Here is a 24,658-nt window from a genome sequence, read left to right on the forward strand (position 1 = left end):
TCAACTAAATATTTTTAATGATTAAAGTTATATTTGGCTTTTCATTATAAATTTTTGATGAAATGTCTTTTGTTTGAATTAATCTACCATATAAATCATCATTTATAATATTGACAAACGCGATTATTGAGACGAAAACAATAATTGTTCCTATAAATATCTTTAAAGCTGTTTTTATTTTGTTCAATTTATTTAAGTTCAGATTGGTTTTTAATTACAGCTAACGGTTTTGTGTATGGAAAGTTGCGTTTTTGTGAGCGAGGATTTTCCGAAGGAAAATCAGACGTAACAAAAGTGCAACGACCATTATTTAAGCACTAATGTAGCAATTTTTTATACACGTTGTTGTATGTAGTTATATATTTCCATATCATAATTGTATCGTTTTCAATGTCGTTAATTATAATTTTTTCAAGATTTCCCGAACTATTATATTCGTAAATATATTCTACAGAATTTATTAAACTATCTTTTATTTTCTTAAAAGTTTTTTTAGATTTGACATCTTCGTTGATACTATAATCATAAACATCTAACATAAATGGTTCTTTATATTCATGAGTTGATTCCGTAATCTTTCTGTTAAGATATTTCATTCTGCTTTTCTCAATAGTATCATTGTCGATAATTCGATATTTGAATTCAGTTTTTTCGTTATCGTTATATTTTACAAAGCTCAAAGAACCAATAGAATCAGATAAAGAAGTAATTGATAGCGTTTCTTTTTTGCCTTCACTATCGTAAGAATAATTATATTTCATGAAAATTGTATCACTTTTTTCAGATTCAATATTTATCATTTGAGCCTTATCAATTACTTTGTCTTTATTCACAAACGTTTGGTATTCTGTTCTCCAATCACTAAACCCAAAATCAGTTGCTTGATAAAACAAATCCTCATTACTTCTAAAATATGACTGTTTTGAAGTACCATATTTATTTCTATATTCTTTTAACTTATAAAGCACAATATCATTTTTACCCATTTTGATTTTCTCAATCGAAAGAGTGTCAATTATATTTTCGTTTTCGTCTACAGAAACTTGAAATATTGTTTTGCTAAAATTCAGTTTGTCGATTTTATCAATAATTTGTTTGTTATCAATTAATAGACCAGATTGACAAGATTGAAGTATTATAAGAAAGAACAATAAAGCATGATTTTTCTTCATAGGTTGATTCTGGGTTAATTACATACAACGGTTAGGTATAAGGATTGTGCGCTTTTGCTTGCTGGGATTTTCCGCAGGAAAATCAGAAGCTAGCAAAAGAAGCGCTTCCATTGTTTAGGTACTAAATTAAGCATTATTTTTATACAATGTTGCCGTACGTTACAGGAATTATTTTATCTACTTAAGAGTTGCGCAAAGCTTAGTAAATCCGTTTAACAAAGATTGCGTGTGAGTGAGGTCAGTCGTACGCAAAGATTGCGCAATTAATGGATCGGAAACCGTTATTTACTTTAATCGACTTTTGAGTGAATTACCGTTTTTTGAGCCGAGTAAGCAATGGACGGCAACGTTGTTGTATATGGTTTGTTGCGTGTTTCAAGCAACTAATTTAATAAATAATTACCGACCAAGAAAGTCCGCGAGGACTTTCGTAAGTAGGCGAGAAGCAAGCAATAAATTATATACGGTGTTGGCAACTGGCTTTTCATTTAATGTTTTCTCTATTCTTCAAAATGGACTTGACATTCCTATATCCAGTTTTCCATTTTTCAGTTTGTTTAAAGTAAACCTTAGACTCGTCAGTTAAATCTGGATTTTCAGTTAAGTCAGACAATTCAAATGATTCTTCACATTTATGAAGTCTTTTCAAATAACCCAATAGTTCCTTTGTTCTCTTTTTTTCCATTTCTGGAATTGAAAGAACAATAGGTTTTGATTTTTTTGACATTTCAGATTTTCATTTATAGATGACTGCCGAACGTTATTGGCAATTGGTTTTTATTCAACAATATCGTATCCAATTTCTTTAATTCCTAAAAAACCTTGTTTAGATTTTCGTTCAGTTAGTATTCCACTTTCTCCTAATTCGCTTAATATTTTTTTCAATACTTTAATTCTCGGTTTTTGACTTAGCAACCAAGTTTGGTCAGAAACAGGTGCTCCATTCAATTTCATTAAATTTATTGGCGTAATAACTATTCTTTTGTCAGATTTTTTAAGAGCGTTTATTAATTTCGATACTAATTCTGTGGCTAGTTCTTTATGGTCAATTCTGGAAACATTAGGATATTTTTCCCAATCAGGAATACTTTTCAGTTCTTGAGTTTTTAAATCGGCTCTGTTTTCGAAATTCAATAATCCTTTCAATAATTTTTCGTCTTCAATATAAAACACTTCTGGACAAGGTTCTTTTGGAATCGCTCCAGCAACAATTAATTGACCTAATCTAAAATCAGGATTAGCTTTCCAAATTCGTTCAAGTTCATTTAATATTTTCGGTATTCGATTCTTATCTCTCAATTTCGTATTCGTGGTTTTTTAGCTTGTTGCCAACGGTTAGGTATAAGGATTGTGCGCTTTTGCTTGCTGGGATTTTCCGCAGGAAAATCAGAAGCTAGCAAAAGAAGCGCTTCCATTGTTTAGGTACTAAATTAAGCATTATTTTTATACAATGTTGCCGTACGTTACAGGAATTATTTTATCTACTTAAGAGTTGCGCAAAGCTTAGTAAATCCGTTTAACAAAGATTGCGTGTGAGTGAGGTCAGTCGTACGCAAAGATTGCGCAATTAATGGATCGGAAACCGTTATTTACTTTAATCGACTTTTGAGTGAATTACCGTTTTTTGAGCCGAGTAAGCAATGGACGGCAACGTTTATGTATAAGGATAGTGCGTTTTTGTTTGCTGGGATTTTCCGAAGGAAAATCAGAAGCTAGCAAAAGAAGCACTTCCATTGTTTAAGCCCTAAATTAAGCATTATTTTTATACAATGTTGCCGTACGTTACAGGAATTATTTTATCGGCTTAAGAGTTGCGAAATGCTTTGTAAATCGGATTATTAAAGATTGCGTAATTAATAAATTGGAATCCATTTTATTTTATCGGCTCAACAGTTGCGCAATGCTTGGTAAATCGGTTTAATAAAGATTGCGTAGTAGTGAGGTCAGTCGTACGCAAAGATTGCACAATTAATGTATCGGAAACCGTTATTTACTTTAATAGATTTTGAGTGAATTACCGTTTTTTGAGCCGAGTGAGCAATGGACGGCAACGGTTACGTATAAGGATTGTGCGTTTTTGCTTGCGAGGATTTTCCGAAGGAAAATCAGAAGTTAGTAAAAATGCATAATCCGTTGATTCAGGACTAAAATAAGCATAATTTTTATACAATGTTGCCGTACGTTACAGGAATTATTTTATCGGCTTAAGAGTTGCGCAAAGCTTGGTAAATCCGTTTAACAAAGATTGCGTGGGAGTGAGGTCAGTCGTACACAAAGATTGCGCAATTATTGGATCGGAAACCGTTATTTACTTTAATCGACTTTTGAGTGAATTATCGTTTTTTAGAGTCGAGTGAGCAATGGACGGCAACGTGATTGTATAAGATTAGTTGCGTTGTTTGCTTGCGAGGATTTTCCGCAGGAAAATCAGATGTAACAAACACGCAACGACCTTTAAGTTTAGCCTAAAATAGCAATTAATTTTATACGTTGTTGCCATTTCGTTGTTTTTTCAGAGTTCAAATTATCATACTAAATTCTGTTTTCCACTTTTCAGCGTTTGAGTAAATTCAGTCAGCGTTTTATTCCGTAATATTTTTCAATATAGATTGAGTGAGCAATTCCGCAACTTGCTAAATTCCGCACACAGTTCAGTTTCAAATTAAATATTCGAATATTAAACTCGGAAAAGCAACAATGCTCATAATTATTAATAATAATGATATTGAAATTAATATAGTTTTAATTTTTTTTAATAGGTGGTTTACTTTTGTAACTAAAGTATAGACTAAGCGAACCAAACCCTATAGCAATTAATTTAAACCAAATTGTCTCATATTTTCCGCTTCTTGGAGCTAGAATGAATATTCCGCCTTTGAATTGTTCCCAAAAGTCAATATGATTCAAGTAACTTATTGAGAAAAAATATAGCCATCCAAGTATTAAAAGAACAATTGAATAAATTAAATATTTTTCTTTCTCTATTTTCATTCTTTTTAATTCCTGATTTCCATTTAGAGTGCGTTCCGCAATGAATGGCAACGGTTAAGTATAAGGATTGTGCGTTTTTGCTTGCTGGGATTTTCCGCAGGAAAATCAGAAGCTAGCAAAAGAAGCACTTCCATTGTTTAGGGACTAAATTAAGCATTATTTTTATACAATGTTAGCAGTCGTTATTTTTTAGTTTTACAAACAGTTAGCCGAACAGAGCATAAATCCGACACAACAGTTACGAACTGCTTTGTAAATCCGTTTTATAATATTTAGATAGGAGTGAGGTTTGTCCGAAGCAACAGTTGCGTTTTGGGTAAATCCGAATTTTTACTCATAATATTGAGTAATTTAAACCTTTGCATTTCTATTTTAAACAACTTTAGAGTGATCTAATTATTTTTTTTTGAGCAGAGTGAGAAATGACTGCTAACGGTTACGTATAAGGATTGTGCGTTTTTGCTTGCGAGGATTTTCCGAAGGAAAATCAGAAGTTAGTAAAAATGCATAATCCGTTGATTCAGGACTAAAATAAGCATAATTTTTATACAATGTTGCCGTACGTTACAGGAATTATTTTATCGGCTTAAGAGTTGCGCAAAGCTTGGTAAATCCGTTTAACAAAGATTGCGTGGGAGTGAGGTCAGTCGTACGCAAAGATTGCGCAATTATTGGATCGGAAACCGTTATTTACTTTAATCGACTTTTGAGTGAATTATTGTTTTTTGAGCCGAGTGAGCAATGGACGGCAACGTGTTTGTATATGGTTTGTTGCGTGTTTCAGCACCTAATTTAGCAAATAAAAACCGAATAGAAAATCCGCAAGGATTTTCGTAAGTAGGCTAGAACTAGCAATAAATTATATACGGTGTTGGCAGTAGTTATATTATATGTGAAATATGAGATATATCTATCCCTTCATTTTCTAAAGCATCTACTTGTTCTTGTGTCAAATTACCTTGAACTAAGTTTCTTAATCTGATATTACCATAGGTGTTAATTTGAGGTGTAGAAAGTGCATTTTGTACTAAGCCTTCTAATTCTTCATTTTCACTAACGGTTACTGTAATGTTATATCCATAATTATTATAGGAATCTGTTGTTGGAATAAAATGAATTCCTAGAGCTCCTCTATTCATAAATGAATTTTGTACTAAATGTTCTCTTGAATACCTAGTATTATTTCCTATTCGAGATTGTAATTCTGCTTCCAATGCGATTTTTAATTCCAGATTATCACTCAATCCGAGGTACATATCTGATAATGTTTCCATATCTAAATTCTCTAGTTCCATAATCTTAATTATTCTGGTATATTTTGTTTAATTGATCTCTAAATTCTCTTAATTTGGAAATGTCATTAAGTTTAAATTTGTTTGATTTCACGATTTTTAAGTATTCAATATAATATGTAACAAAAGATTCAAGAGGTGCGACTCTCTTTCCTGGACTATTTGCTATTATTGTTTCATATTCCTTGACTGCCATTTCATACGCAATTCTTGTTAAATCTCTATTTATTTGGCTTCTATGTTGTATCCAAGTTGTCAAAATAGAAATTGAGCCTCCTATTAATGCTCCTAAAAGCAATGCTATTTCAGTTGTTAATTCCAAATTTTATAGTTTAGTTACGATCTGTTTTAATTACTGCCAACGGTTAGGTATAAGGATAGTGCGTTTTTGTTTGCTGGGATTTTCCGTAGGAAAATCAGAAGCTAGCAAAAGAAGCACTTGCATTGTTTCAGGACTAAATTAAGCATAATTTTTATACAATGTTGCCGTACGTTACAGGAATTATTTTATCGGCTTAAGAGTTGCGCAAAGCTTAGTAAATCGGTTTAACAAAGATTGCGTGGGAGTGAGGTCAGTCGTACGCAAAGATTGCGCAATTATTGGATCGGAAACCGTTATTTATTTTAATAGACTTTTGAGTGAACTACCGTTTTTTGAGCCGAGTGAGCAATGGACGGCAACGTTGTTGTATATGGTTTGTTGCGTGTTTCAAGCAACTAATTTAGTAAATAATTACCGACCAAGAAAGTCCGCGAGGACTTTCGTAAGTAGGCGAGAAGCAAGCAATAAATTATATACGGTGTTGTGCTTTCGTTATTTTAAGCAACTTATTTTTTTTAACAACACTTACATAGATTAAGTAAAAATCTTAGCGGTACTTTTAGTTATCGTTAAGCCAAACCAAAGTAAAAACTCAAAATACCTAGTGTGTTAAAAAAACCATGTATCATAATCAAAAACCACAAATCATATTTGCGAATGTAGAATATTATAGATAAGAGTGCTCCGATAATTACTACGACTAGTTGTCCAGTAATCCCTTGCTGCATGTGCATATATCCAAAAAAACCACAAATTATTAGAATATTTATAGCAAGACTGATTTTACTATCTCCAAAGAATTTGACGAACTGTCGCATAAGATAACCTCTAAAAATAATTTCTTCTCCAAATCCAGCAGTAGCCCACACTATCAATAACCAGATGATTGTGTTTCCAAGATTTCCTTTCAATTGGCTCATGCTTGAATAATCAATAGTAACTCCTGTTAGCATCCCGATTCCAGGAACGACTGCAAAAACATAAAAAATAAAGAGGCCTAGTGCAACTAATGGAGCATGTACAAGGAGGTTTTTTGCATTGAATTTTTTACGTTTAAAACCAAGCGCTGAAAATGGTTTTCCTTGGTACTCTATATAATTAGCTATAATAATGATAATAGAGATAATTATATTTTCAAAAGGTGTTCTAGTGATTGGCCCAAAGTACATGAAACAAATAAATGCTAGGGTAAATAATGGTATTAATGTATTTCGTAATGTAATTTTGTTCATTGTTATTTGATTTTAAATTCAAAGCGAAATAATGAACAAAACTTCTGAAAAACCCTTTAAATACTCATTCTTTTACTGAATAGTCCCAAATTAATATCTGAATAGTCGTTAGTTTTTTTAATTTTTTATTGAAACCAATCCATAAATTCTTTTCGTTTATAACGACTGATGTTGATTTTGGCAATCGTATCATTTTCAATAGAAGTTTTTAACCTAATTCGTAATTTGCCATTTTCAATCTTTTCAACATGGTCTACCGCATCTTTATGAATGATAATTTGACGATTGGCTCTAAAAAACAATTGGTCGTTTATTTTTTCTTCGAGTTCATTCAATGTAAAATCTGTGGTGATTGTGGTGCCATCATTTTGAACAGTATATACAATTTTGTTTTCGCTATAGAAACATGCAATTTTTTCGTAGGTAAGCTTGGTTATTTTCGCACCACTTTCAATAGTAATTTCATAACCTTTTATAGATAGCTTATATAAATTGTAGATGTCTAGGGAATATGCTAGTCCTATGAGAATAAAACTTAACAACAAGGTAATTAGCAATCCAATTAATAAATAATAGAATTCTGTTTCTCCACCAGCAATTATATTTAAGGCAATACCTAACGGAATATACATAACGGTAATATACCCAAGAGTAGTAACCATATACCATGAGATAGAGGCGATTTCTACTTTTTTAGAGAAATACTTTTTCTTGTAAAATTTGAAATTAAGCTCTGCTATGATTCCAATAAGAATACACAAAGCAATAGTGGATAGAAAACCTTCTATTGGAAATCTATACGATTTACCATCTGGAAAACTCTCAGGAGTTGATAAATGATTTACAACTAAAGAGAAAATTATAAAAACAATTAATTTCTGAACCCAACTCCAAAGAGAACTATGATTAAATTTAAGCGATACTGTTTTTAATGCATTCTTGGTAGGCTGTTTAATAGTCATAAGTTAGTAACTCTTTTTTGTAAGATTCAAACGTGAAAAATAATTTCTTCAAAAATAGGTTTAATATATTTTTCAATTTTACTCCAAGAAGTAAGTTTTGTCTAATTTTTCTAAAGAGTTTCATTATTGGTTAGCGGTTTATGGTAATGAAGCACAACGTTTATGTATAAGGATAGGTGCGTGGTTGAGCAACTAAATTAGTAAATAAATACTGGATAGAAAATCCGAAGGGATTTTCGTAAACAAGCTAAAACTAGCACTTAATTTTATACGGTGTTAGCTACAGTTTTTTCCTTTTTTTATAATATTTCCTTCATTATCATATACAGTTGTGTAGTCGTCATTGTATTCACGATTTGTTATGCCGAGCTTGTCCAATAGTTCATTTGCTTTTTTTCTTATCTCAATCCAACTGTCGTGATTGTCTATAAATTCCCAATCCCAAATTTCCGCCGGAATTTCATCTGTCCTTTTCTTAAAGGAAATCAATTCATTTTTAAATGACTTTTCTATTCTTTCATTCCTGAAAATTGTATCGAAGCACACTGGTGTATATGCGTAGTCAATTTCTGATTCAAGTTCAGATATTGGATTGAATACAGGACCCGCTAATTTCTCAAGTTCGTTTGTGGTAAAAGTAAAAAGTATTAATGAATTTATAAGATTCGTGTAATAGAAGTCGATCTGTTTGTCATAGTAAGCGTCATTGAATTCTTCTGATTCTACTTTTACCGATGACTTATTACTTCCAAATATTGATTTCCAATTCATTTTCACGATTCTGTTTTCAAATTGTAGCTAACGGTTAAGTATAAAGATAGTGCGTTTTTGTTTGCTGGGATTTTCCGTAGGAAAATCAGAAGCTAGCAAAAGAAGCACTTCCATAGTTTCGGTACTAAATTAAGCATTATTTTTATACAATGTTAGCGCACGTTATTATTAAACCGTTTAAATTAAGCGTTCCTAAAATCATTAGCACGCAACAGTTGCACTTTGCTTTGGTCGGAAGTTCGAAAGTGAGTTTTTTGTAATTTATTTTTTTACCGTTCCGATTTACCGTTTCAATAATCAGTCGTACGCAACAGTTGCGCTTTGCTTTGGTCCGAAACCGGTTGAGTGAGAAATATAGGAATCTATTTTTACTTTTTAAACCACTTTAGAACGATTTATTTTTTTTGAGCCGAGTGAGCAATGTGCGCTAACGTTGATGTGTAAGGAACGTGGCGTTTTTGTATGCGAGGATTTTCCGCAGGAAAATCAGAGTTAGCAAAAAAGCAATAACCTTTCGGTTTAACTAAAATAAGCAATGTTTTTTACACGGTGTTACCCAACGTTTTTTATTCCGTTACAGAACTCCAATTTTCTCCTGTTTTTATCCTATGAATTTGCGTATCAGATACTCCAAAACGTTTCGCAATCATATTAATTCTTGTTCTATTATTTTTTAATTGACGTTTAATTATTTTTACTTTTCCCTCACTTAATTTACCAATATTTTTACTTCTTTTTTCAACAATTCCTTTCCAATTTGGATTACTAAATTGATGAAGTTCTTTTTCTCTTTTGTCAGCCCATTTTAGATTTTCAATTCGATTGTCGGTTTTATCATAATTCAAATGGATAACACAAATTCCATTATTTTTATCCAGAAAATGTTCCGCAACAAGTTTGTGTACGTATCTGCTCGTTTGTTTACCGTTCTTTTTTTGTTTAAGTGGTAAGTTTTGATATCCGTTTATAAAAGATTCTTTTACAAGAAACTCTTTGTCGGTTTTGCAGTTTATAATTCTGCCGTAATTTGATATTTTATATTTTTCGTTTTCAGAAATTTTGTCATCAAATTGAATCTCTTTCCATTCCTCTTTCCAATAATCTCTTATCATTCTCTATTTTTTTCAAATGTCTTGTCCTGAAATATGGCTACAGGTTAAAATTGAATTAAGCTGATAATTTATATACCATATTAGGTGTTTTATAATCTAAAGATAAATGTAATCTTACTTCATTGTATAAATTAATCGCATTTTTTGCAGCTCTCTTAGCGTGACTCACGTTATCAAAGGTCTGGTCTAAATAAAATTCATCTTTTAAAATTCCATTTACACGTTCTGCCATTGCATTTTCGTAACAATGATTTTCTTCGGTCATACTAATATCTATCTTTTTTCTTTTGAGTATTTGTGTGTATACATTGCTACAATACTGTATTCCTCTGTCCGAATGATGAATAAGTTGTTTAATGCTTTTAGCTTGATAAATGGCCTTATTTAGCGCTCTCACACATCCTTTAAGTTCCAAGCTATCACTAATATCATAACCAACTATTTTCCTGGAATGCATATCTGTTATTAAAGCCAGGTAGCAAAAACCCTTTATGGTTCTAATGTATGTGATATCAGATACCCAAACTTGGTTAGCTCTAGTAACTTCTAAGTCTTTTATGATGTTATTATATTTATAAAAACGATGATAAGAGTTCGTAGTTCTAGCACTGGTTTTCCTTCTAAGTGTCAGCATTTGATTTTTTCTAAGCACATTAAATAAAGTATCTCTACCAACTTTAATATTGGCTTTATTAAAATCTGCATTTAATGATTTTACAAGTTTTCTCACGCCTTCTCTAGGAAGGGATTTGCGTCTTTTTCTAACGATATTAATAATCTGTAGTTCTAGGTTTAAACGCTTATCAGCTCTGTTTTTATGCTTGTAATAAGCATTACGTTTAAGTCCAAAACAATGGGTTATAGTTGTCAAAGTAGCAAATCCCTTAGATATCTTTTTGGCTTTACTTAAGGCTTTATACTTAGCTTTTTTTTTAGTTCATTAACTGATTTATAGCCAAGATCTTCAGCAGCTACTTCCAGATAACAATCCTGGACCATAGCATCGAGATCCTTTTTAAGTAGTAGTTTTTTAAGTTGTTCAACCTCTTTTTGAAGTGCTTTAATTCTAGATATTTCGTCTTTTGTTTCCACTTTTACTCTGGTGTTCATTAAGTCTTTACGATTATACCTTTTTAATCCACACATTTACTGTTGTAGGTGCAATAGAGTAGAGTTTACAAAGTTCACTCTTTGTGTGTTTTCCGATTGTAAGTTCGGCTAAGATTTTTAATTTAAAAGGTTCACTGTAACGTCTAATTACTTTGTCATTTCTATACATAATGTTTAAAATTATGTAGCCTTATTTCAGGACGGGTCAAAATGTTGGGTAACGTTTATGTATAAGAATAGTTGCGGGTTTGTATGCGAGGAATTTCCGAAGGAAATTCAGACGTTACAAACACGCAACGACCTCTGATTAAGCACTAAACCGCAATTATTTTTATACGGTGTTGGCAAATCGTACTTTTATTCCGATTGAAGCATTTTTTTATGTTCTTTGTTCGCTATTCGTTCTAATTCTTTATTCATTGGGTCGAGCATTAGATTTTTTTCAGCCTCAACATATTCTGGAAAATCTTGATATTGCATTTCCAATAGGGTTTCATTTTTCGTAAACAGCAATAAAATTCCAAAAAATCCTATTATTAATATTCTACTTAATAGATTTTTATAAAATTCAGCTTTAGTTTTTGAAAACTTATAAATTACAATTATCAATATCGGTATTAACCATAAAAGGCTTTGCTTTAACATCCAACTTCCATTTGGCCATCTCATAAATTTAAATAAAATGCCAAGAACTACAAGTGCTAAAGTAATTCCGGTTATTATAATACCTGTTTTTCTGAGTAAACTTGTTTTATCTGTTGGGTCTTTCTTAGTACTTTTAAAAAGTTCAAAGCTCAAAAAGAAATAAATTAATGACAAAACGAACGCAAAAAGAGTAATTATTTGACCTGAATAAGGATAGTTAATTATAAGTCTAAATATGCTTAGGATTATTAATCCAAAACCTAACATTTTTTCAATTTTGTTCATTTACTTGATTTCGTTTTGGGTATGTTTGCCAACGTTTATGTATAAGAATAGTTGCGGGTTTGTATGCGAGGATTTTCCGCAGGAAAATCAGACGTTACAAACACGCAACGACCTTTGATTAAGCATTAAGCCGCAATTATTTTTATACGGTGTTGTGCATAGTATTTATTCTAAGCAAATTATTCCTTCTTGTGAAATTTTTTGTCCTTCATTCGTTGTCATTGTAGCATCGTAAAATAAACATTTTCCTTCAATTTTAATTTTAGAAACAACAATTCCGTTATTTTCATTTACCCATTTAGTCATTTCGTCCATTTCTCCTTTGGAAGAATCGTAAGTTAGTCGATAAGTACAGTCATCAATCCATTCAAGAATTTCATAAGTTGGGTTTCCGTTTCCGATTCCGTTTTTCCATTCGGTTTGAGAGTTTTTTTCTCGGATAACAACATAACGATTAACATTTAGGTCTCTTTCGACTGTCATTTCACTTATACTGTCATTTGAAGTAATTTTATATTTTTTCATTTCATCACTCGTTGGAATGTAGAAAGTTCCGATTTTAAAATCCGAACAAGTCAATTTTTGCGCATTGATTTTAAGTGCGATTAGAAGAAATATTGTGATTAAGATTATAGTTTTTTTCATTCAGCGATCTGTTTGTCTATATTATGCACAACGTGTTTGTATATGGTTTGTTGCGTGGTTAAGAACGTAATTTAGCAAATAAAAACCGAATAGAAAATCCGCGAGGGTTTTCGTAAGCAGGCTAGAACCAGCAATAAATTATATACGGTGTTAGCCACTGGTTTTATTCACTATTATTTTCCTATCTGGCGAATTTTTCCATTCTTGAGTCAATTCGTAATCGCTCAATTCTTTTTTAGGATAATTTCCGCTAAACGACCAGATTTCAAGATTGTCAATTAATCCATTTTTAAAAAATAAAGTACAATCTGCACCAATTTCTAATTCAGTCGATTTTATTCTAACTCCATCTAAAATCAAGTCGCTTTTATCCGCTTTAAATTTTTCAATTCCGTTTTTATGCTCAAATCCAATAAAAACTCCTGAACCTGTATATTCATAATCTGATTCTGTCAAGTATTCCAATTGCAATTTTGCGTCAATTCCTTCTTTATCTCCATCTAAAAGAAGTTCTAAAATGTTAGATATAAATTCCGATTTCAGCATTTTTAAAGATAATTTTACGTAATATTTTTCATTCCGATTTCGTTTTCTTAAAAACTAAAAACTTGAATTAAACTCGATTTTCGTTGGTTTGGTTAACTTGTGGCTAACGTGTTTGTATATGGTTTGTTGCGTGTTTTAAGCAACTAATTTAATAAATAATTACCGACCAAGAAAGTCCACGAGGACTTTCGTAAGTGAGCGAAAAGCCAGCAATAAATTATATACGGTGTTGCCCACAGTTATTATTCATTATCTATTATTCTAAAACTTTGTTCCGCTTTTTTCTTAATCATTAGTTTTCCTATTATATGACTAAATTCTCCATCAAATTCGATTTGGTAACCACCAGAATTATTAGAAATCATTTTTGACTTTCCTTTAACTCGTCCCATAATTCGGTCGCCTTTTTTGAATTCAGTCGCATTTATTTCCAATTCATAAAATTCCAGTTCGACATCCAAAGTATTTTTTCCGTCATATTCCCCATAATCAGACCAAAGAGTGAGTTTAACTTTTGGCTTTTTGTGTTCGGTTAAATCAATCTTAATCGCTGTAATACTTGTTCCAATATTTCCGATTGTTACAATTAATGAATCAGTTTTTCTGTTGTCAAATGTACTATATGCGTAAAATTCAAAATCCGATTGAGTGATTTTCAATTCAGTTGAATCGATTTTGATTTCCGATTCAATAACTACTTCTTGAGCTGATAAATTCAGTCCAAAAGTTAGCAGAATTAATATTTGTAGCGTTTTTCTCAAATTGTTGGCAACGTTTATGTATAAGAATAGTTGCGGGTTTGTATGCGAGGATTTTCCGAAGGAAAATCAGACGTTACAAACACGCAACGACCTTTGATTAAGCACTAAGCAGCAATTATTTTTATACGGTGTTGTAAGTAGTTTTTTTATAATTCAACTTTTGATATTTTCTCTTTCCCATAATAGAATTCCAAATCAGGATTTTCAGCGCTTTTACTAATTGGAAAAAAGAAAAGAGATTTAAATTTATGAAAATTATTAGGTCTAAAATAGACTACAGATTTTTTTGGATTCTTTTTTGTTCCGAAATTAAATGGTACTTCTACATCAGTATATCCTTCTATAGTATATTCAACGTAGCTATCTTTTATTTCAGGTTTATAGGCTAATCCAGCTTGATGTTTATACATGCTTCCAAGTTTCAGTTTAGATTTTAATAGTTTAGGGTATGCTAAGTATCCCATTACTGGTTGAAAAGATATATCCATAGGTCTATATCTTAGCTTATTTTTGTGATCTACTAATGAAAATTTATTAATATCAATATCTTCTTTATTAAGCGATTTAATTTTACACTTTATACTTATTTTTATAAAACTCTCAGATTTTAGTTTTGAAGATGAATTCAAATTAAAAGTTTTAGATACTTTTTTCGCTTTCTGATAATCTACGGTCAAGTTTCCATTTTCAAATTTTTGTTTTGATTGCGAATAGCTGCTTAAACTTATAAGAGATAATAATAAAATGATTCTGAAATTCATGTTTCCTTGGGTTTTTAAATTACTTACAACGTGTTTGTATATGATTAGTGGCGTGTTTCAGCACCTAATTTAGCAAATAAAAACCGAATAGAAAATCTGTAAAGATTTTCGTAAGCAAGCTAAAACTAGCCATTAATTATATACGGTGTTGTAAGCAGTGCTTTTTTCCAAAACCCTAATTATTATTATAATTCCAAAAGCATAAAGTGAATAATTATTAAATTTTTCATTTTGAAGTAAAACTTCTTCTTCAAGGGAATCATCATAAGCTAAATGAATTAAAAACTCTTTAACTTCTTTTGGTGAATACTTATCTTTATCTTATAATTATTTTTAATTAGATTAAATTCTGTTGCTAATTGTTTATAATTTCCAGAATTTATAATTTCCGCGTATTTTTTGTTTTTTTTATTGCATTTGGCATAGACCACTTTCCTTTCCCTTGCCATTCATTTAAATAAGATAAGTTTCATAAAGTGTGAATTTTCTTCTTCCTTTAAAGTTATTCTTAAGAAAGAATTTTTTCAAAATGTTTATTAAAGGTGTTTTTAGATAAATTGGTTAGAGCGTAAAGAACATTTTTACCAATTTTCTCTGGATAAATTTGTGATAGAATATTTATTATTTCTAAATCGCTATACTTACTAGATTCTTTTTCTCTTAAATTTAGAAATTCACAATAGTGAAAATATAAATCAAAAACTCTTAAAGGAATGAAAGTTGTATTTTAATATACAAGCAATAATGAATGCTAAATTCGGTTCTCTTTTATATAAATGTTCTATTTCCATAATTTAAATTCTGCACTATTATCTTAATAGTGCAGAATAAGGGTTTTATTATTTTTTTGGAGCTGGAGGAGGAGTTTTTCCTGGTTTAGGTTGATTATTTCCTCGTCCTTTTCCAGAAGGGTTTGGAGTTTTACTTGGTCCGTTTGGTGGTGTCTTTGATTTTCCCATTTAAAATTTTTTTAAATTAAACATATGCAAATATAAAACACAAAATTCGGCAGTATCTAAATTTTAATCGTTAGCGTTTTTCGCGCATTGCTTACAACGTTTATGTATAAGAATAGTTGCGGGTTTGTATGCGAGGATTTTCCGCAGGAAAATCAGACGTTACAAACACGCAACGATCTTTGATTAAGCACTAAAACCGCAATTATTTTTATACGGTGTTAGCTAACGTTTTTTATTAGTTTAATATTTTCTTCTGTCTTTGTCAAGAAACTAAACTTCTTGTTTTCTTTTTCTATTGTTCTGTCGATAATCATTATACTGTCGTTCAGTTCTTTAATTTTCCACAATTTCTCAACTTTGTCAAAATCACTCCGCAATTTCATATTTATGAATTCAGCTGAATTACTTATATCAATATTTGATTTAGAAACTTGGTAAAAATAAGTAGAAGAAATAGTATCTCCTTTAATTTCGTAAAATGGTGGATATTGAAAATCACTTTCAGAAATTCCTGGTGGTGCAGGTGGTGTGGTATTTCAGGTAAACTATCATTCAAGTATAAATCATAGTTTTTTTCCTCAATCCAAATTCCGTTTAGTAGCTCTTTATTCCAATTAGTTTTTCTTTTCTCAAGAGTTACTTTATAATCCTTTTCCGAAATTAGTAGTCCTTTAAATATATTTTTGTCCGTTTGCTTTATAGCAATTACTTGTCTGTCAAAAACTAGAATGTCGTTATTGTCAAAAGATGCAATTCTCCAAGGTAAATTTCTGTCGCTATACTCAAATATAGTATAAGTTGAATCTTTAAATTCGACAGTCAAAGTGTCTTTTTCTCCAATTGAGGTCATATCATAAGTATTTCCTCGTAATTCATTCGCAATGTCAATCCGTTCAACGTTTTTTTGACAACTAAACAGCGTTAAAATCAGAAGTAAAATTATTGTCGGTTTGTTCATTTTCAAATGTCTTGTCCTGAAATATGGCTACAGGTTAAAATTGAATTAAGCTGATAATTTATATACCATATTAGGTGTTTTATAATCTAAAGATAAATGTAATCTTACTTCATTGTATAAATTAATCGCATTTTTTGCAGCTCTCTTAGCGTGACTCACGTTATCAAAGGTCTGGTCTAAATAAAATTCATCTTTTAAAATTCCATTTACACGTTCTGCCATTGCATTTTCGTAACAATGATTTTCTTCGGTCATACTAATATCTATCTTTTTTCTTTTGAGTATTTGTGTGTATACATTGCTACAATACTGTATTCCTCTGTCCGAATGATGAATAAGTTGTTTAATGCTTTTAGCTTGATAAATGGCCTTATTTAGCCGCTCTCACACATCCTTTAAGTTCCAAGCTATCACTAATATCATAACCAACTATTTTCCTGGAATGCATATCTGTTATTAAAGCCAGGTAGCAAAAACCCTTTATGGTTCTAATGTATGTGATATCAGATACCCAAACTTGGTTAGCTCTAGTAACTTCTAAGTCTTTTATGATGTTATTATATTTATAAAAACGATGATAAGAGTTCGTAGTTCTAGCACTGGTTTTCCTTCTAAGTGTCAGCATTTGATTTTTTCTAAGCACATTAAATAAAGTATCTCTACCAACTTTAATATTGGCTTTATTAAAATCTGCATTTAATGATTTTACAAGTTTTCTCACGCCTTCTCTAGGAAGGGATTTGCGTCTTTTTCTAACGATATTAATAATCTGTAGTTCTAGGTTTAAACGCTTATCAGCTCTGTTTTTATGCTTGTAATAAGCATTACGTTTAAGTCCAAAACAATGGGTTATAGTTGTCAAAGTAGCAAATCCCTTAGATATCTTTTTGGCTTTACTTAAGGCTTTATACTTAGCTTTTTTTTTAGTTCATTAACTGATTTATAGCCAAGATCTTCAGCAGCTACTTCCAGATAACAATCCTGGACCATAGCATCGAGATCCTTTTTAAGTAGTAGTTTTTTAAGTTGTTCAACCTCTTTTTGAAGTGCTTTAATTCTAGATATTTCGTCTTTTGTTTCCACTTTTACTCTGGTGTTCATTAAGTCTTTACGATTATACTTTTTAATCCACACATTTACTGTTGTAGGTGCAATAGAGTAGAGTTTACAAAGTTCACTCTTTGTGTGTTTTCCGATTGTAAGTTCGGCTAAGATTTTTAATTTAAAAGGTTCACTGTAACGTCTAATTACTTTGTCATTTCTATACATAATGTTTAAAATTATGTAGCCTTATTTCAGGACGGGTCAAAATTATGCACAACGTTTCGTGTATTGTTAGTGCGGGAATAGAAAGTCAGCAGACTTTCAATTTAGCACGAGGCAAAGCATTTTGTTTGCCTTTATTTTTTCTGTACTAAAGTCAAATCAAAATGATTTGACGGACTTAGTAAATATACACTAAACTTTGATAAAGCACAAAACCCCGTATTAATTATACATATTGTTGTGCTTAGTGTTTGTTTCTCTAAAATTTCAATTTATGAGGGTCTTGTCGTGAATCAAAAATTCTTACTATTTCAAGTTTTCCAGATTTCTCTCTATAATATAATGTGTTCTGTTTTGAAATCACACTTTTCCTTATTTGAAGCTCTTCGTTAATTACTGGGAATATCTTATAGTCTTCAAGTATCAGGCTAATATTATCATCCACTTTGTTAATGAATCTATTTATTATTCTTTCATTCCAATGTAACTGTAGATAATCTAAAATTGATTCAAAATCATTCTCCGCTGAAGGAGACCAAATAACTTCTTTAAGCATTTGTATATCTTTTTCTAATATCAGACATTACTTTACTATGCTTTTTTCCCTCTCCGTTATCAAGTTGTTCAACACCGAATCTAATTCCGTCTTGTTGCTCTTGAGTCAGACTTTGCCAATCGTCAAGTTCGTTCTTTCCATTAATATAGTTCAACAACATACCATAAGCTTCTTCTAATCGGTTTCCCTTTAGTGAATCTAATTTTCTAAACAAGTCTATTTTTATTTCTGCTGAATTCATAATAAATATTTACAGTAAAGATAATTATAAAAATTCGAGTTTTATAATTACTACGTTTTTTTTACATTAAGCACAACGTTGTTGTGTAAGATTAGTTGCGTGTTTTAAGCACTAAAGTTAGTAAATAAATCACAGATAGCGAGTCCGCGAGAACTTTCGTAAATTGGCTAAAACCAGCAATTAATTTTACACGGTGTTGGCAATAGTTTTTTATTCAGTCTTTTCTCCTTTCTTTCGTTTGTAAAATGAATTCCAAAATATTTTGTCATATTCTACACGATTCAATACTGTTTGTTCCATTTTACGAAATTCATATTCTATTTCTTCAAGATTATTTAGCTCAAAGTCATAAAGCTCGGAATCCATTTCTAAAACTCTATTCTCTATTTTGTCATCTATATTTTGTATTTCTTCATAAGATCTATTAAAATATTTTGTTGCGTAATATTTTCCATCATTAAAAATATTAGAATAAGTACAAGTATTTTCCTCTTTAATGGTAATTTGTTTTGCCTTTATAAAGCGTTTATAGCTTTCGTATTCTTTAAAGTGTTTTTCAATTTCTTCAGATTTTAAAGTTGTTTCCCAATTTTCTACAACCTTTACAATAGCAAATGTTTCTTTATCAATATAAACTCTGCCAGAATACTCTGTTGGATAAGGTTTATTTGTGTAATTCCATTTATTCCTTTCTGTTTGGAATGAAATAATATATGTAGTTTCATCTATTGGATTGTCCGATTTTACAAATTTTAAATTGAATTTTTTATATTTTCTTTTGTGTAAGATATTTGCGTAGCGAATAGCATTCTGACGATAAGAGAAAAAATCAGAAGAGTATTTATATTTTTTCGGGTTATTATTCTTGTTCCATTTTATTTGTTCGACTCTTTGTGTTATAACGAAAGGAGATAAATAACCATCGTCATAGTCTTTTGTTATTAACTCCAAATCTAATTCGTTTGTGTCATTTTTGTTTATCAAAACTTTGCCATATCTGTAAAAATTAAAAGGCTTGGTTGGATGATTTATCTTTTTATTTAAAATTGCTTTCTTTAATACTGTTTTTGGAGATAAAAAGCCAGTTATAACAACTTCATTTAACGTTTGAAACTTTTGATTAAAATAGGTTTTATCTTTTAGCTCTTTTAATCTAATAGTGCGAGTTTCAAAACCCATTGATGAAATTTCAACACTTGCGTTTTCTATCATAGTTTCTTTTATTGGCAATTCGTAAAAACCATTTTCATCTGCTACTCTGTAAATTTCTTCTTTTTTTAGTATTAAGGTAGCAAACGGAATAGGTTCTTTACTTTCTTTGTCAATAAGTTGACCTTTTAGAATGACATTCTTACCTATTTCAATTTGTTCTATTTTTTCCTCAAAATCTTGTTGTTTGTTAGAAACATTTACGCTGTCAATTGGGGTTTCTAATTTTGGTAATGTCGCATTTTTAAAAAATATATAACCATCGTGTAATTGGTCTAATCGAGCATTTGTAAAATCGACAAAGTTTAATAATCTTGTTTCTTTTATTGATTGCATTTCTTCTTGATTTGAAGTTACAAACAAGTAAGGTTTATTTAAATTACTCAACTCATATTCAAATGAACTTTTTTTAATAGATGTTGAATGCCATTTTTTAGTACCTAAGTCAAAAAGAGAATCATTTGCGTGTATTGTAGCCAAACTATATGATTTGTCTTTTAATGTTTTATGAAAATAAGAACCCATTGAAATAAACTCTTTTGCAATTGGTTTTTTTATACTTGAATTATCGTTGATAATATGAACATTATCTGCCCAACAAATAATTTTTTCATTCGGATTTCTATTGATGTAACTCAATAAGTTATCAGCCATTTGTTTATCTCTTATATTGTCATTTTTGTTGCCAAAATCGGTGGTGAGAATTTCTTTTTTATTGTAATAAGATTCTTGTGAACAAGCTAAAAGACTTTTAGTAAACTGTTTCCAATAATAATTAGTTTCATTAGGTTCTAATTTTTCTATTTGCTTTATAATTCTATTGACCTCCTTTTCGTAAACTTTATATTTTATATCATCTTCCTCAATGGTTACATTTTCTAAAACTCCCTCGATGATAATGCCTAAATCATCTTCGTCTAATTTTAAAGTAATATTTTGACTTTCCAAATAATCATAAAAATCTTCTACAAATTGTGAAGTATTATTTACTTGAGAATCGAAACCAATAACTTTTAAATTGTTTTTTTCTATATATTTAACAACTCTTTGAAATTCTAAAGTATTAGACCAAACTCCCCAAACTGCGGTATTAAAATCTTTGGAATTAAAACCGTTTTTGTTCATTCTCCAAATGTCGTACATTGAAGATTCCATTGCAATAGTTGTAAATCCTAACTCTTTATGAAGGTATTCCAAAACTCGTGCTTTCATCTCAAATATGTTTCCATACATATGAGTTTGTTCTCCAAGCATCACAAGTTGTTTTCCTTGTAATTCATTTTTTAGAAATCCTAAATCTGTGTATTCTTTAGATTCAGGAGGAAGAAGTTCTTCTATTTTTAATTCTTGTGATTGTATTAAGTTTACAAAAAGTATAGAACAAATAATAATTAAGTTTTTCATAAAAATATTGCATTTAAAATACAATGATAATAATCCATTTTCAGTAATAGGTTTTATTATTTTTTCTTAACAAAAGTTTATAAAGAATAACAGGTTTTGAGGTAGGCGTGTTAAATTATTGCCAACGTTTATGTATAAGAATAGTTGCGGGTTTGTATGCGAGGAATTTCCGAAGGAAATTCAGACGTTACAAACACGCAACGACCTTTTGATTAAGCATTAAACCGCAATTATTTTTATACGGTGTTGTGCATAGTATTTTATTTTTTCAATTCCTTTTTCAGAGTTAACAATTCTTTTTCATCCAGAAAATAAGGATTTCTATTTTTAAATTTTTTCTTATACTCTTTTAATGAAAAGTCAAAATTGGCAACTATAATTCCATTTTTAATTTCAATTAATTCATACTGATTATGAGTAATTCCGTGTCCATCTTCGTAATCAATTGGTTCGCCAATAGGCAGTAAAATCAAATCGTTAATCCACTTTATTAAATAACGGTCACTGTTAGGTGAAAAATCTTTATATACGCTTTTCCATTTAGTAGCAAACATTTCATTTGATGATTTATCTTGAATTTGTATTTGTAAGTCAGTTAAATAAATTTGGTTACCATATACAGTAAAAGTTGCGATATATCCTCTCCATAATGCAGAGGACCTTATTTCGGTTTTCGGCTTTTTCTCAGGATGCTTTTCAAAATAATCCTCTAAATAATAATCTTTTAGCCCATAAGCTTCTCCATTGTAACATAGAAAATCTTTATGTTGTATCGTAGAATAACAACTGAAAGAGCTTAAAATAATTAATAAAGTTATTATCGGTTTCATTTCAAGTTTAATGTTTGGTGATATTATGCACAACGTTTATGTATAAGAATAGTTGCGGGTTTGTATGCGAGGATTTTCCGAAGGAAAATCAGACGTTATAAACACGCAACGACCTTTGATTTAGCACTAAACCGCAATTGTTTTTATACGGTGTTGTGCATAGTTTTTATTATTTCAATTGTTTTTCTGTTCTGTTCATATTTGGATATTCTTTGACGAATTTAATCAAAACAGAATCTCCCAATTTAATTTTTTCAAATTCTCTTGAGTCAGATATTGTCAACTGTGATTCATAATTTACGCCTTTATAATTAAATTCCGTTATAACATACGGCGACGTTTTCGCACCATACTTCTTTTTTATTATACTTCCATTTGTTAAGATTCCATCTTTGTCAATCCAATTTAGAACTCGGGAAGCATTGAAGTAAAGAATCAAAAAGAAAGATATTCCAATACCTATTGATAAATTCACTATCAATTTTCTTTTCTTTTTTGGTAATGTTTCAGTTAGAATTCCGAAAATAATCGCAGTATTTGCTAAATGACAAAGTCCAAGCAAAACAAAGAATTTCATAAATTCTAATTCTTTATACCAGAAAAAGTATAGAGTTAATTCTAAACTAATTACAATAATTCCAAAAACAATTAATACTCTTTTCAATCAGTTCAGATTATGGTTGGGTCAAATTATGCACAACGTGTTTGTATATGGTTTGTTGCGTGGTTTAGCACGTAATTTAGCAAATAAAAACCGAATAGAAAATCCGCGAGGATTTTCGTAAGTAGGCTAGAACTAGCAATAAATTATATACGGTGTTGCCATTTCGTTGTTTTTTCAGCTTTCTATTTCATTTGGACTTATTTTCTTGTTTTGTCAAATATATGAAGTGAATTATTATTATCTAATTGAAACAATTTATTATGTGTCATTTTTGGAATATGTGTTCCAAGGTTTTGTTTTTCAAATTTATATATCCAATCTATTTTTAATGTATTTCTGTTTAAGGCAAACAAACAGTCGTATGACCATTTTTTATCATTCAAAGTTTGTTCCATCATAGCTGTTAAAAAAATATGTACTTCAGTAAAAGGATTATCATTTAACTGTTTGATGAAAATGATATGATATTTTTTTAGTTCAGAAGTAATATCGATGTAATTTATCTCATGACTTATTAAATCTATGTCTATATAATATTTGTGAAAGGCACCTATTAATTTAGATTGTTTTTTATCTAAAACGAAACTTTGTGATTCCGGGATAAGTCCCTCCCATTTAGAACCTTTATTTATATTTGGTAATTCTCTCCATTTATGAACTATTTTACCTGTAGGTATATTGATAGATAAAATTGTATGATTTTTCGTTGGAAGTAATATAAAGTCATTAAATATTCCTAAAGTAGCATTGTGTGCGAATTCATTATTATACTCCCATAAAACAGCTCCATTATTAACTTTATAGCACCTTAAAATATTCATTTCTTGAAAAATAATCAACTCTTCATTAAAAAAAATAGGATTACAATAATTTGTCTTAATTTTAAGGTCTTTAATAAGGGTATTTGTTTTGAAATTATAAATGAGCCAGTTACATATAATGCTACCATCCTCATTAAATAAGGTGTCTATAGAAGCTATTCTAACTAAAGAGTCCTGAAAAACTATATCATTTATTAATACATTGTTACTAAAATCATTTATTAATTCGGAATCCTTGTCAATGATTAACTGTCGGTTGTTTTCATTTATTAAAATATGTTGGCTTCCCAAAAGACTGCCTCCAATCACATTTTGTGGAAAAATTAAATTAAAGTTGAAATACAAGTTATCTGTAAAATAAAGTAAATTTTCGTTTACATAATAATATTCTACTTTCTCAATTTCGTTTTTCAGTTTATACATTGTTTTCTTAATTCTCCAAATTTAGTTTTTTTCGTTTTTGAGTGCGTTTCGCCAATGAATGGCAACGGTTACGTATAAGGATTGTGCGCTTTTGTTTGCTGGGATTTTCCGTAGGAAAATCAGAAGCTAGCAAAAGAAGCACTTCCATAGTTTCGGGACTAAATTAAGCATTATTTTTATACAATGTTAGCGCACGTTATTATTAAACCGTTTAAATTAAGCGTTCCTAAAATCATTAGCACGCAACAGTTGCACTTTGCTTTGGTCAGAAGTTCGAGAGTGAGTTTTTTGTAATTTATTTTTTTACCGTTCCGATTTGCCGTTTCAATAATCAGTCGTACGCAACAGTTGCGCTTTGCTTTGGTCAGAAATAGGTTGAGTGAGAAATATAGGAATCTATTTTTACTTTTTAAACCACTTTAGAACGATTTAATTTTTTTTGAGACGAGTGAGCAATGTGCGCTAACGGTTAAGTATAAGGATTGTGCGTTTTTGCTTGCTGGGATTTTCCGCAGGAAAATCAGAAGCTAGCAAAAGAAGCACTTCCATTGTTTAGGGACTAAATTAAGCATTATTTTTATACAATGTTAGCAGTCGTTATTTTTTAGTTTTACAAACAGTTAGCCGAACAGAGCATAAATCCGACACAACAGTTACGAACTGCTTTGTAAATCCGTTTTATAATATTTAGATAGGAGTGAGGTTTGTCCGAAGCAACAG

28 protein-coding genes are annotated in these 24,658 nt (G+C 30.3%); all 28 read right to left on the bottom strand.

Translation table 11 applies throughout. The features are described from left to right. Positions 1-317: 317 nt before the first annotated feature. Positions 318-1,172 carry a hypothetical protein gene (locus ASC41_RS15870; protein ID WP_055437644.1) on the bottom strand — a complete coding sequence of 285 codons (855 nt, stop codon included), beginning with the start codon at positions 1,170-1,172 and terminating at the stop codon, positions 318-320. Positions 1,173-1,656: 484 nt separating this feature from the next. Then, a complete protein-coding gene (locus tag ASC41_RS15875; RefSeq protein WP_055437645.1) occupies positions 1,657-1,899 on the bottom strand; it encodes a hypothetical protein in 243 nt (80 codons plus the stop codon). Positions 1,900-1,949: 50 nt separating this feature from the next. Then, a complete protein-coding gene (locus tag ASC41_RS17035) occupies positions 1,950-2,471 on the bottom strand; it encodes a hypothetical protein (protein ID WP_193786903.1) in 522 nt (173 codons plus the stop codon). A 1,443-nt stretch (positions 2,472-3,914) separates the two neighbouring features. Beyond that, positions 3,915-4,163, bottom strand: coding sequence for a hypothetical protein (locus ASC41_RS15885; protein ID WP_152971499.1), 249 nt, complete (start codon positions 4,161-4,163; stop codon positions 3,915-3,917). 881 nt (positions 4,164-5,044) lie between these two features. Beyond that, on the bottom strand, positions 5,045-5,458 hold the full coding sequence (locus ASC41_RS15890; RefSeq protein WP_055437647.1) for a hypothetical protein: 414 nt from the start codon (positions 5,456-5,458) through the stop codon (positions 5,045-5,047). Positions 5,459-5,462: 4 nt separating this feature from the next. Then, positions 5,463-5,777, bottom strand: coding sequence for a hypothetical protein (locus tag ASC41_RS15895; RefSeq protein WP_055437648.1), 315 nt, complete (start codon positions 5,775-5,777; stop codon positions 5,463-5,465). A gap of 569 nt (positions 5,778-6,346) precedes the next feature. Next, entirely contained in the window at positions 6,347-7,009 is a 663-nt protein-coding gene (locus ASC41_RS15900) for a CPBP family intramembrane glutamic endopeptidase (RefSeq protein ID WP_055437649.1), read from the bottom strand. 125 nt (positions 7,010-7,134) lie between these two features. Continuing rightward, positions 7,135-7,971 carry a LytR/AlgR family response regulator transcription factor gene (locus tag ASC41_RS15905; protein ID WP_055437650.1) on the bottom strand — a complete coding sequence of 279 codons (837 nt, stop codon included), beginning with the start codon at positions 7,969-7,971 and terminating at the stop codon, positions 7,135-7,137. 276 nt (positions 7,972-8,247) lie between these two features. Further along, a complete protein-coding gene (locus ASC41_RS15910) occupies positions 8,248-8,742 on the bottom strand; it encodes a hypothetical protein (protein WP_152971500.1) in 495 nt (164 codons plus the stop codon). A gap of 566 nt (positions 8,743-9,308) precedes the next feature. Next, a complete protein-coding gene (locus ASC41_RS15915) occupies positions 9,309-9,854 on the bottom strand; it encodes an NUMOD4 domain-containing protein (protein WP_055437651.1) in 546 nt (181 codons plus the stop codon). Between the two features lie 55 nt (positions 9,855-9,909). Then, the gene (locus tag ASC41_RS15920; protein ID WP_160318803.1) at positions 9,910-10,725 is read right to left on the bottom strand and encodes an IS3 family transposase; all 816 of its coding nucleotides are present in this window, start codon (positions 10,723-10,725) and stop codon (positions 9,910-9,912) included. Positions 10,726-10,760: 35 nt separating this feature from the next. Next, on the bottom strand, positions 10,761-10,964 hold the full coding sequence (locus ASC41_RS17215) for a hypothetical protein (protein WP_241489687.1): 204 nt from the start codon (positions 10,962-10,964) through the stop codon (positions 10,761-10,763). 13 nt (positions 10,965-10,977) lie between these two features. Beyond that, the gene (locus ASC41_RS17220; RefSeq protein ID WP_241489688.1) at positions 10,978-11,133 is read right to left on the bottom strand and encodes a hypothetical protein; all 156 of its coding nucleotides are present in this window, start codon (positions 11,131-11,133) and stop codon (positions 10,978-10,980) included. A 188-nt stretch (positions 11,134-11,321) separates the two neighbouring features. Next, positions 11,322-11,894, bottom strand: a complete 573-nt coding sequence (locus tag ASC41_RS15930; protein WP_055437652.1) for a hypothetical protein — start codon at positions 11,892-11,894, stop codon at positions 11,322-11,324. Between the two features lie 165 nt (positions 11,895-12,059). Continuing rightward, positions 12,060-12,419 carry a hypothetical protein gene (locus ASC41_RS15935; RefSeq protein ID WP_152971501.1) on the bottom strand — a complete coding sequence of 120 codons (360 nt, stop codon included), beginning with the start codon at positions 12,417-12,419 and terminating at the stop codon, positions 12,060-12,062. 270 nt (positions 12,420-12,689) lie between these two features. Further along, complete coding sequence (locus tag ASC41_RS15940; protein ID WP_055437654.1) at positions 12,690-13,085, bottom strand: hypothetical protein; 396 nt, start codon at positions 13,083-13,085, stop codon at positions 12,690-12,692. 242 nt (positions 13,086-13,327) lie between these two features. Next, on the bottom strand, positions 13,328-13,846 hold the full coding sequence (locus ASC41_RS15945; RefSeq protein ID WP_055437655.1) for a hypothetical protein: 519 nt from the start codon (positions 13,844-13,846) through the stop codon (positions 13,328-13,330). A 146-nt stretch (positions 13,847-13,992) separates the two neighbouring features. Then, a complete protein-coding gene (locus tag ASC41_RS15950; protein ID WP_055437656.1) occupies positions 13,993-14,607 on the bottom strand; it encodes a hypothetical protein in 615 nt (204 codons plus the stop codon). A gap of 1,365 nt (positions 14,608-15,972) precedes the next feature. Further along, a complete protein-coding gene (locus tag ASC41_RS15955; RefSeq protein ID WP_152971502.1) occupies positions 15,973-16,416 on the bottom strand; it encodes a hypothetical protein in 444 nt (147 codons plus the stop codon). A gap of 153 nt (positions 16,417-16,569) precedes the next feature. Next, the gene (locus tag ASC41_RS16870; RefSeq protein WP_152971503.1) at positions 16,570-16,890 is read right to left on the bottom strand and encodes an integrase core domain-containing protein; all 321 of its coding nucleotides are present in this window, start codon (positions 16,888-16,890) and stop codon (positions 16,570-16,572) included. Positions 16,891-16,894: 4 nt separating this feature from the next. Next, the gene (locus ASC41_RS16875) at positions 16,895-17,386 is read right to left on the bottom strand and encodes a DDE-type integrase/transposase/recombinase (protein WP_055437658.1); all 492 of its coding nucleotides are present in this window, start codon (positions 17,384-17,386) and stop codon (positions 16,895-16,897) included. A 35-nt stretch (positions 17,387-17,421) separates the two neighbouring features. Next, a complete protein-coding gene (locus ASC41_RS15970; protein ID WP_055434618.1) occupies positions 17,422-17,793 on the bottom strand; it encodes a transposase in 372 nt (123 codons plus the stop codon). Between the two features lie 256 nt (positions 17,794-18,049). Continuing rightward, complete coding sequence (locus ASC41_RS15975; protein ID WP_055437659.1) at positions 18,050-18,346, bottom strand: type II toxin-antitoxin system RelE/ParE family toxin; 297 nt, start codon at positions 18,344-18,346, stop codon at positions 18,050-18,052. After that, a complete protein-coding gene (locus tag ASC41_RS15980; RefSeq protein ID WP_055437660.1) occupies positions 18,339-18,587 on the bottom strand; it encodes a hypothetical protein in 249 nt (82 codons plus the stop codon). The genes ASC41_RS15975 and ASC41_RS15980 overlap by 8 nt, the downstream gene beginning before the upstream one ends. A 210-nt stretch (positions 18,588-18,797) precedes the next feature. Further along, positions 18,798-21,200 (bottom strand): erythromycin esterase family protein, encoded by a 2,403-nt coding sequence (locus ASC41_RS15985; protein ID WP_055437661.1) that lies wholly within the window; start codon positions 21,198-21,200, stop codon positions 18,798-18,800. Positions 21,201-21,460: 260 nt separating this feature from the next. Further along, positions 21,461-22,030: a hypothetical protein gene (locus tag ASC41_RS15990; RefSeq protein ID WP_055437662.1), complete on the bottom strand. Its 570-nt coding sequence runs from the start codon at positions 22,028-22,030 to the stop codon at positions 21,461-21,463. Between the two features lie 169 nt (positions 22,031-22,199). Further along, positions 22,200-22,694 carry a hypothetical protein gene (locus tag ASC41_RS15995; RefSeq protein ID WP_055437663.1) on the bottom strand — a complete coding sequence of 165 codons (495 nt, stop codon included), beginning with the start codon at positions 22,692-22,694 and terminating at the stop codon, positions 22,200-22,202. A 197-nt stretch (positions 22,695-22,891) separates the two neighbouring features. Beyond that, positions 22,892-23,938, bottom strand: a complete 1,047-nt coding sequence (locus ASC41_RS16000; RefSeq protein WP_055437664.1) for a hypothetical protein — start codon at positions 23,936-23,938, stop codon at positions 22,892-22,894. Positions 23,939-24,658: the final 720 nt, after the last annotated feature.

Origin of the sequence: Lacinutrix algicola (assembly GCF_001418085.1) — a bacterium.
In the GTDB taxonomy this organism is placed as follows: Bacteria; Bacteroidota; Bacteroidia; order Flavobacteriales; family Flavobacteriaceae; genus Lacinutrix; species Lacinutrix algicola.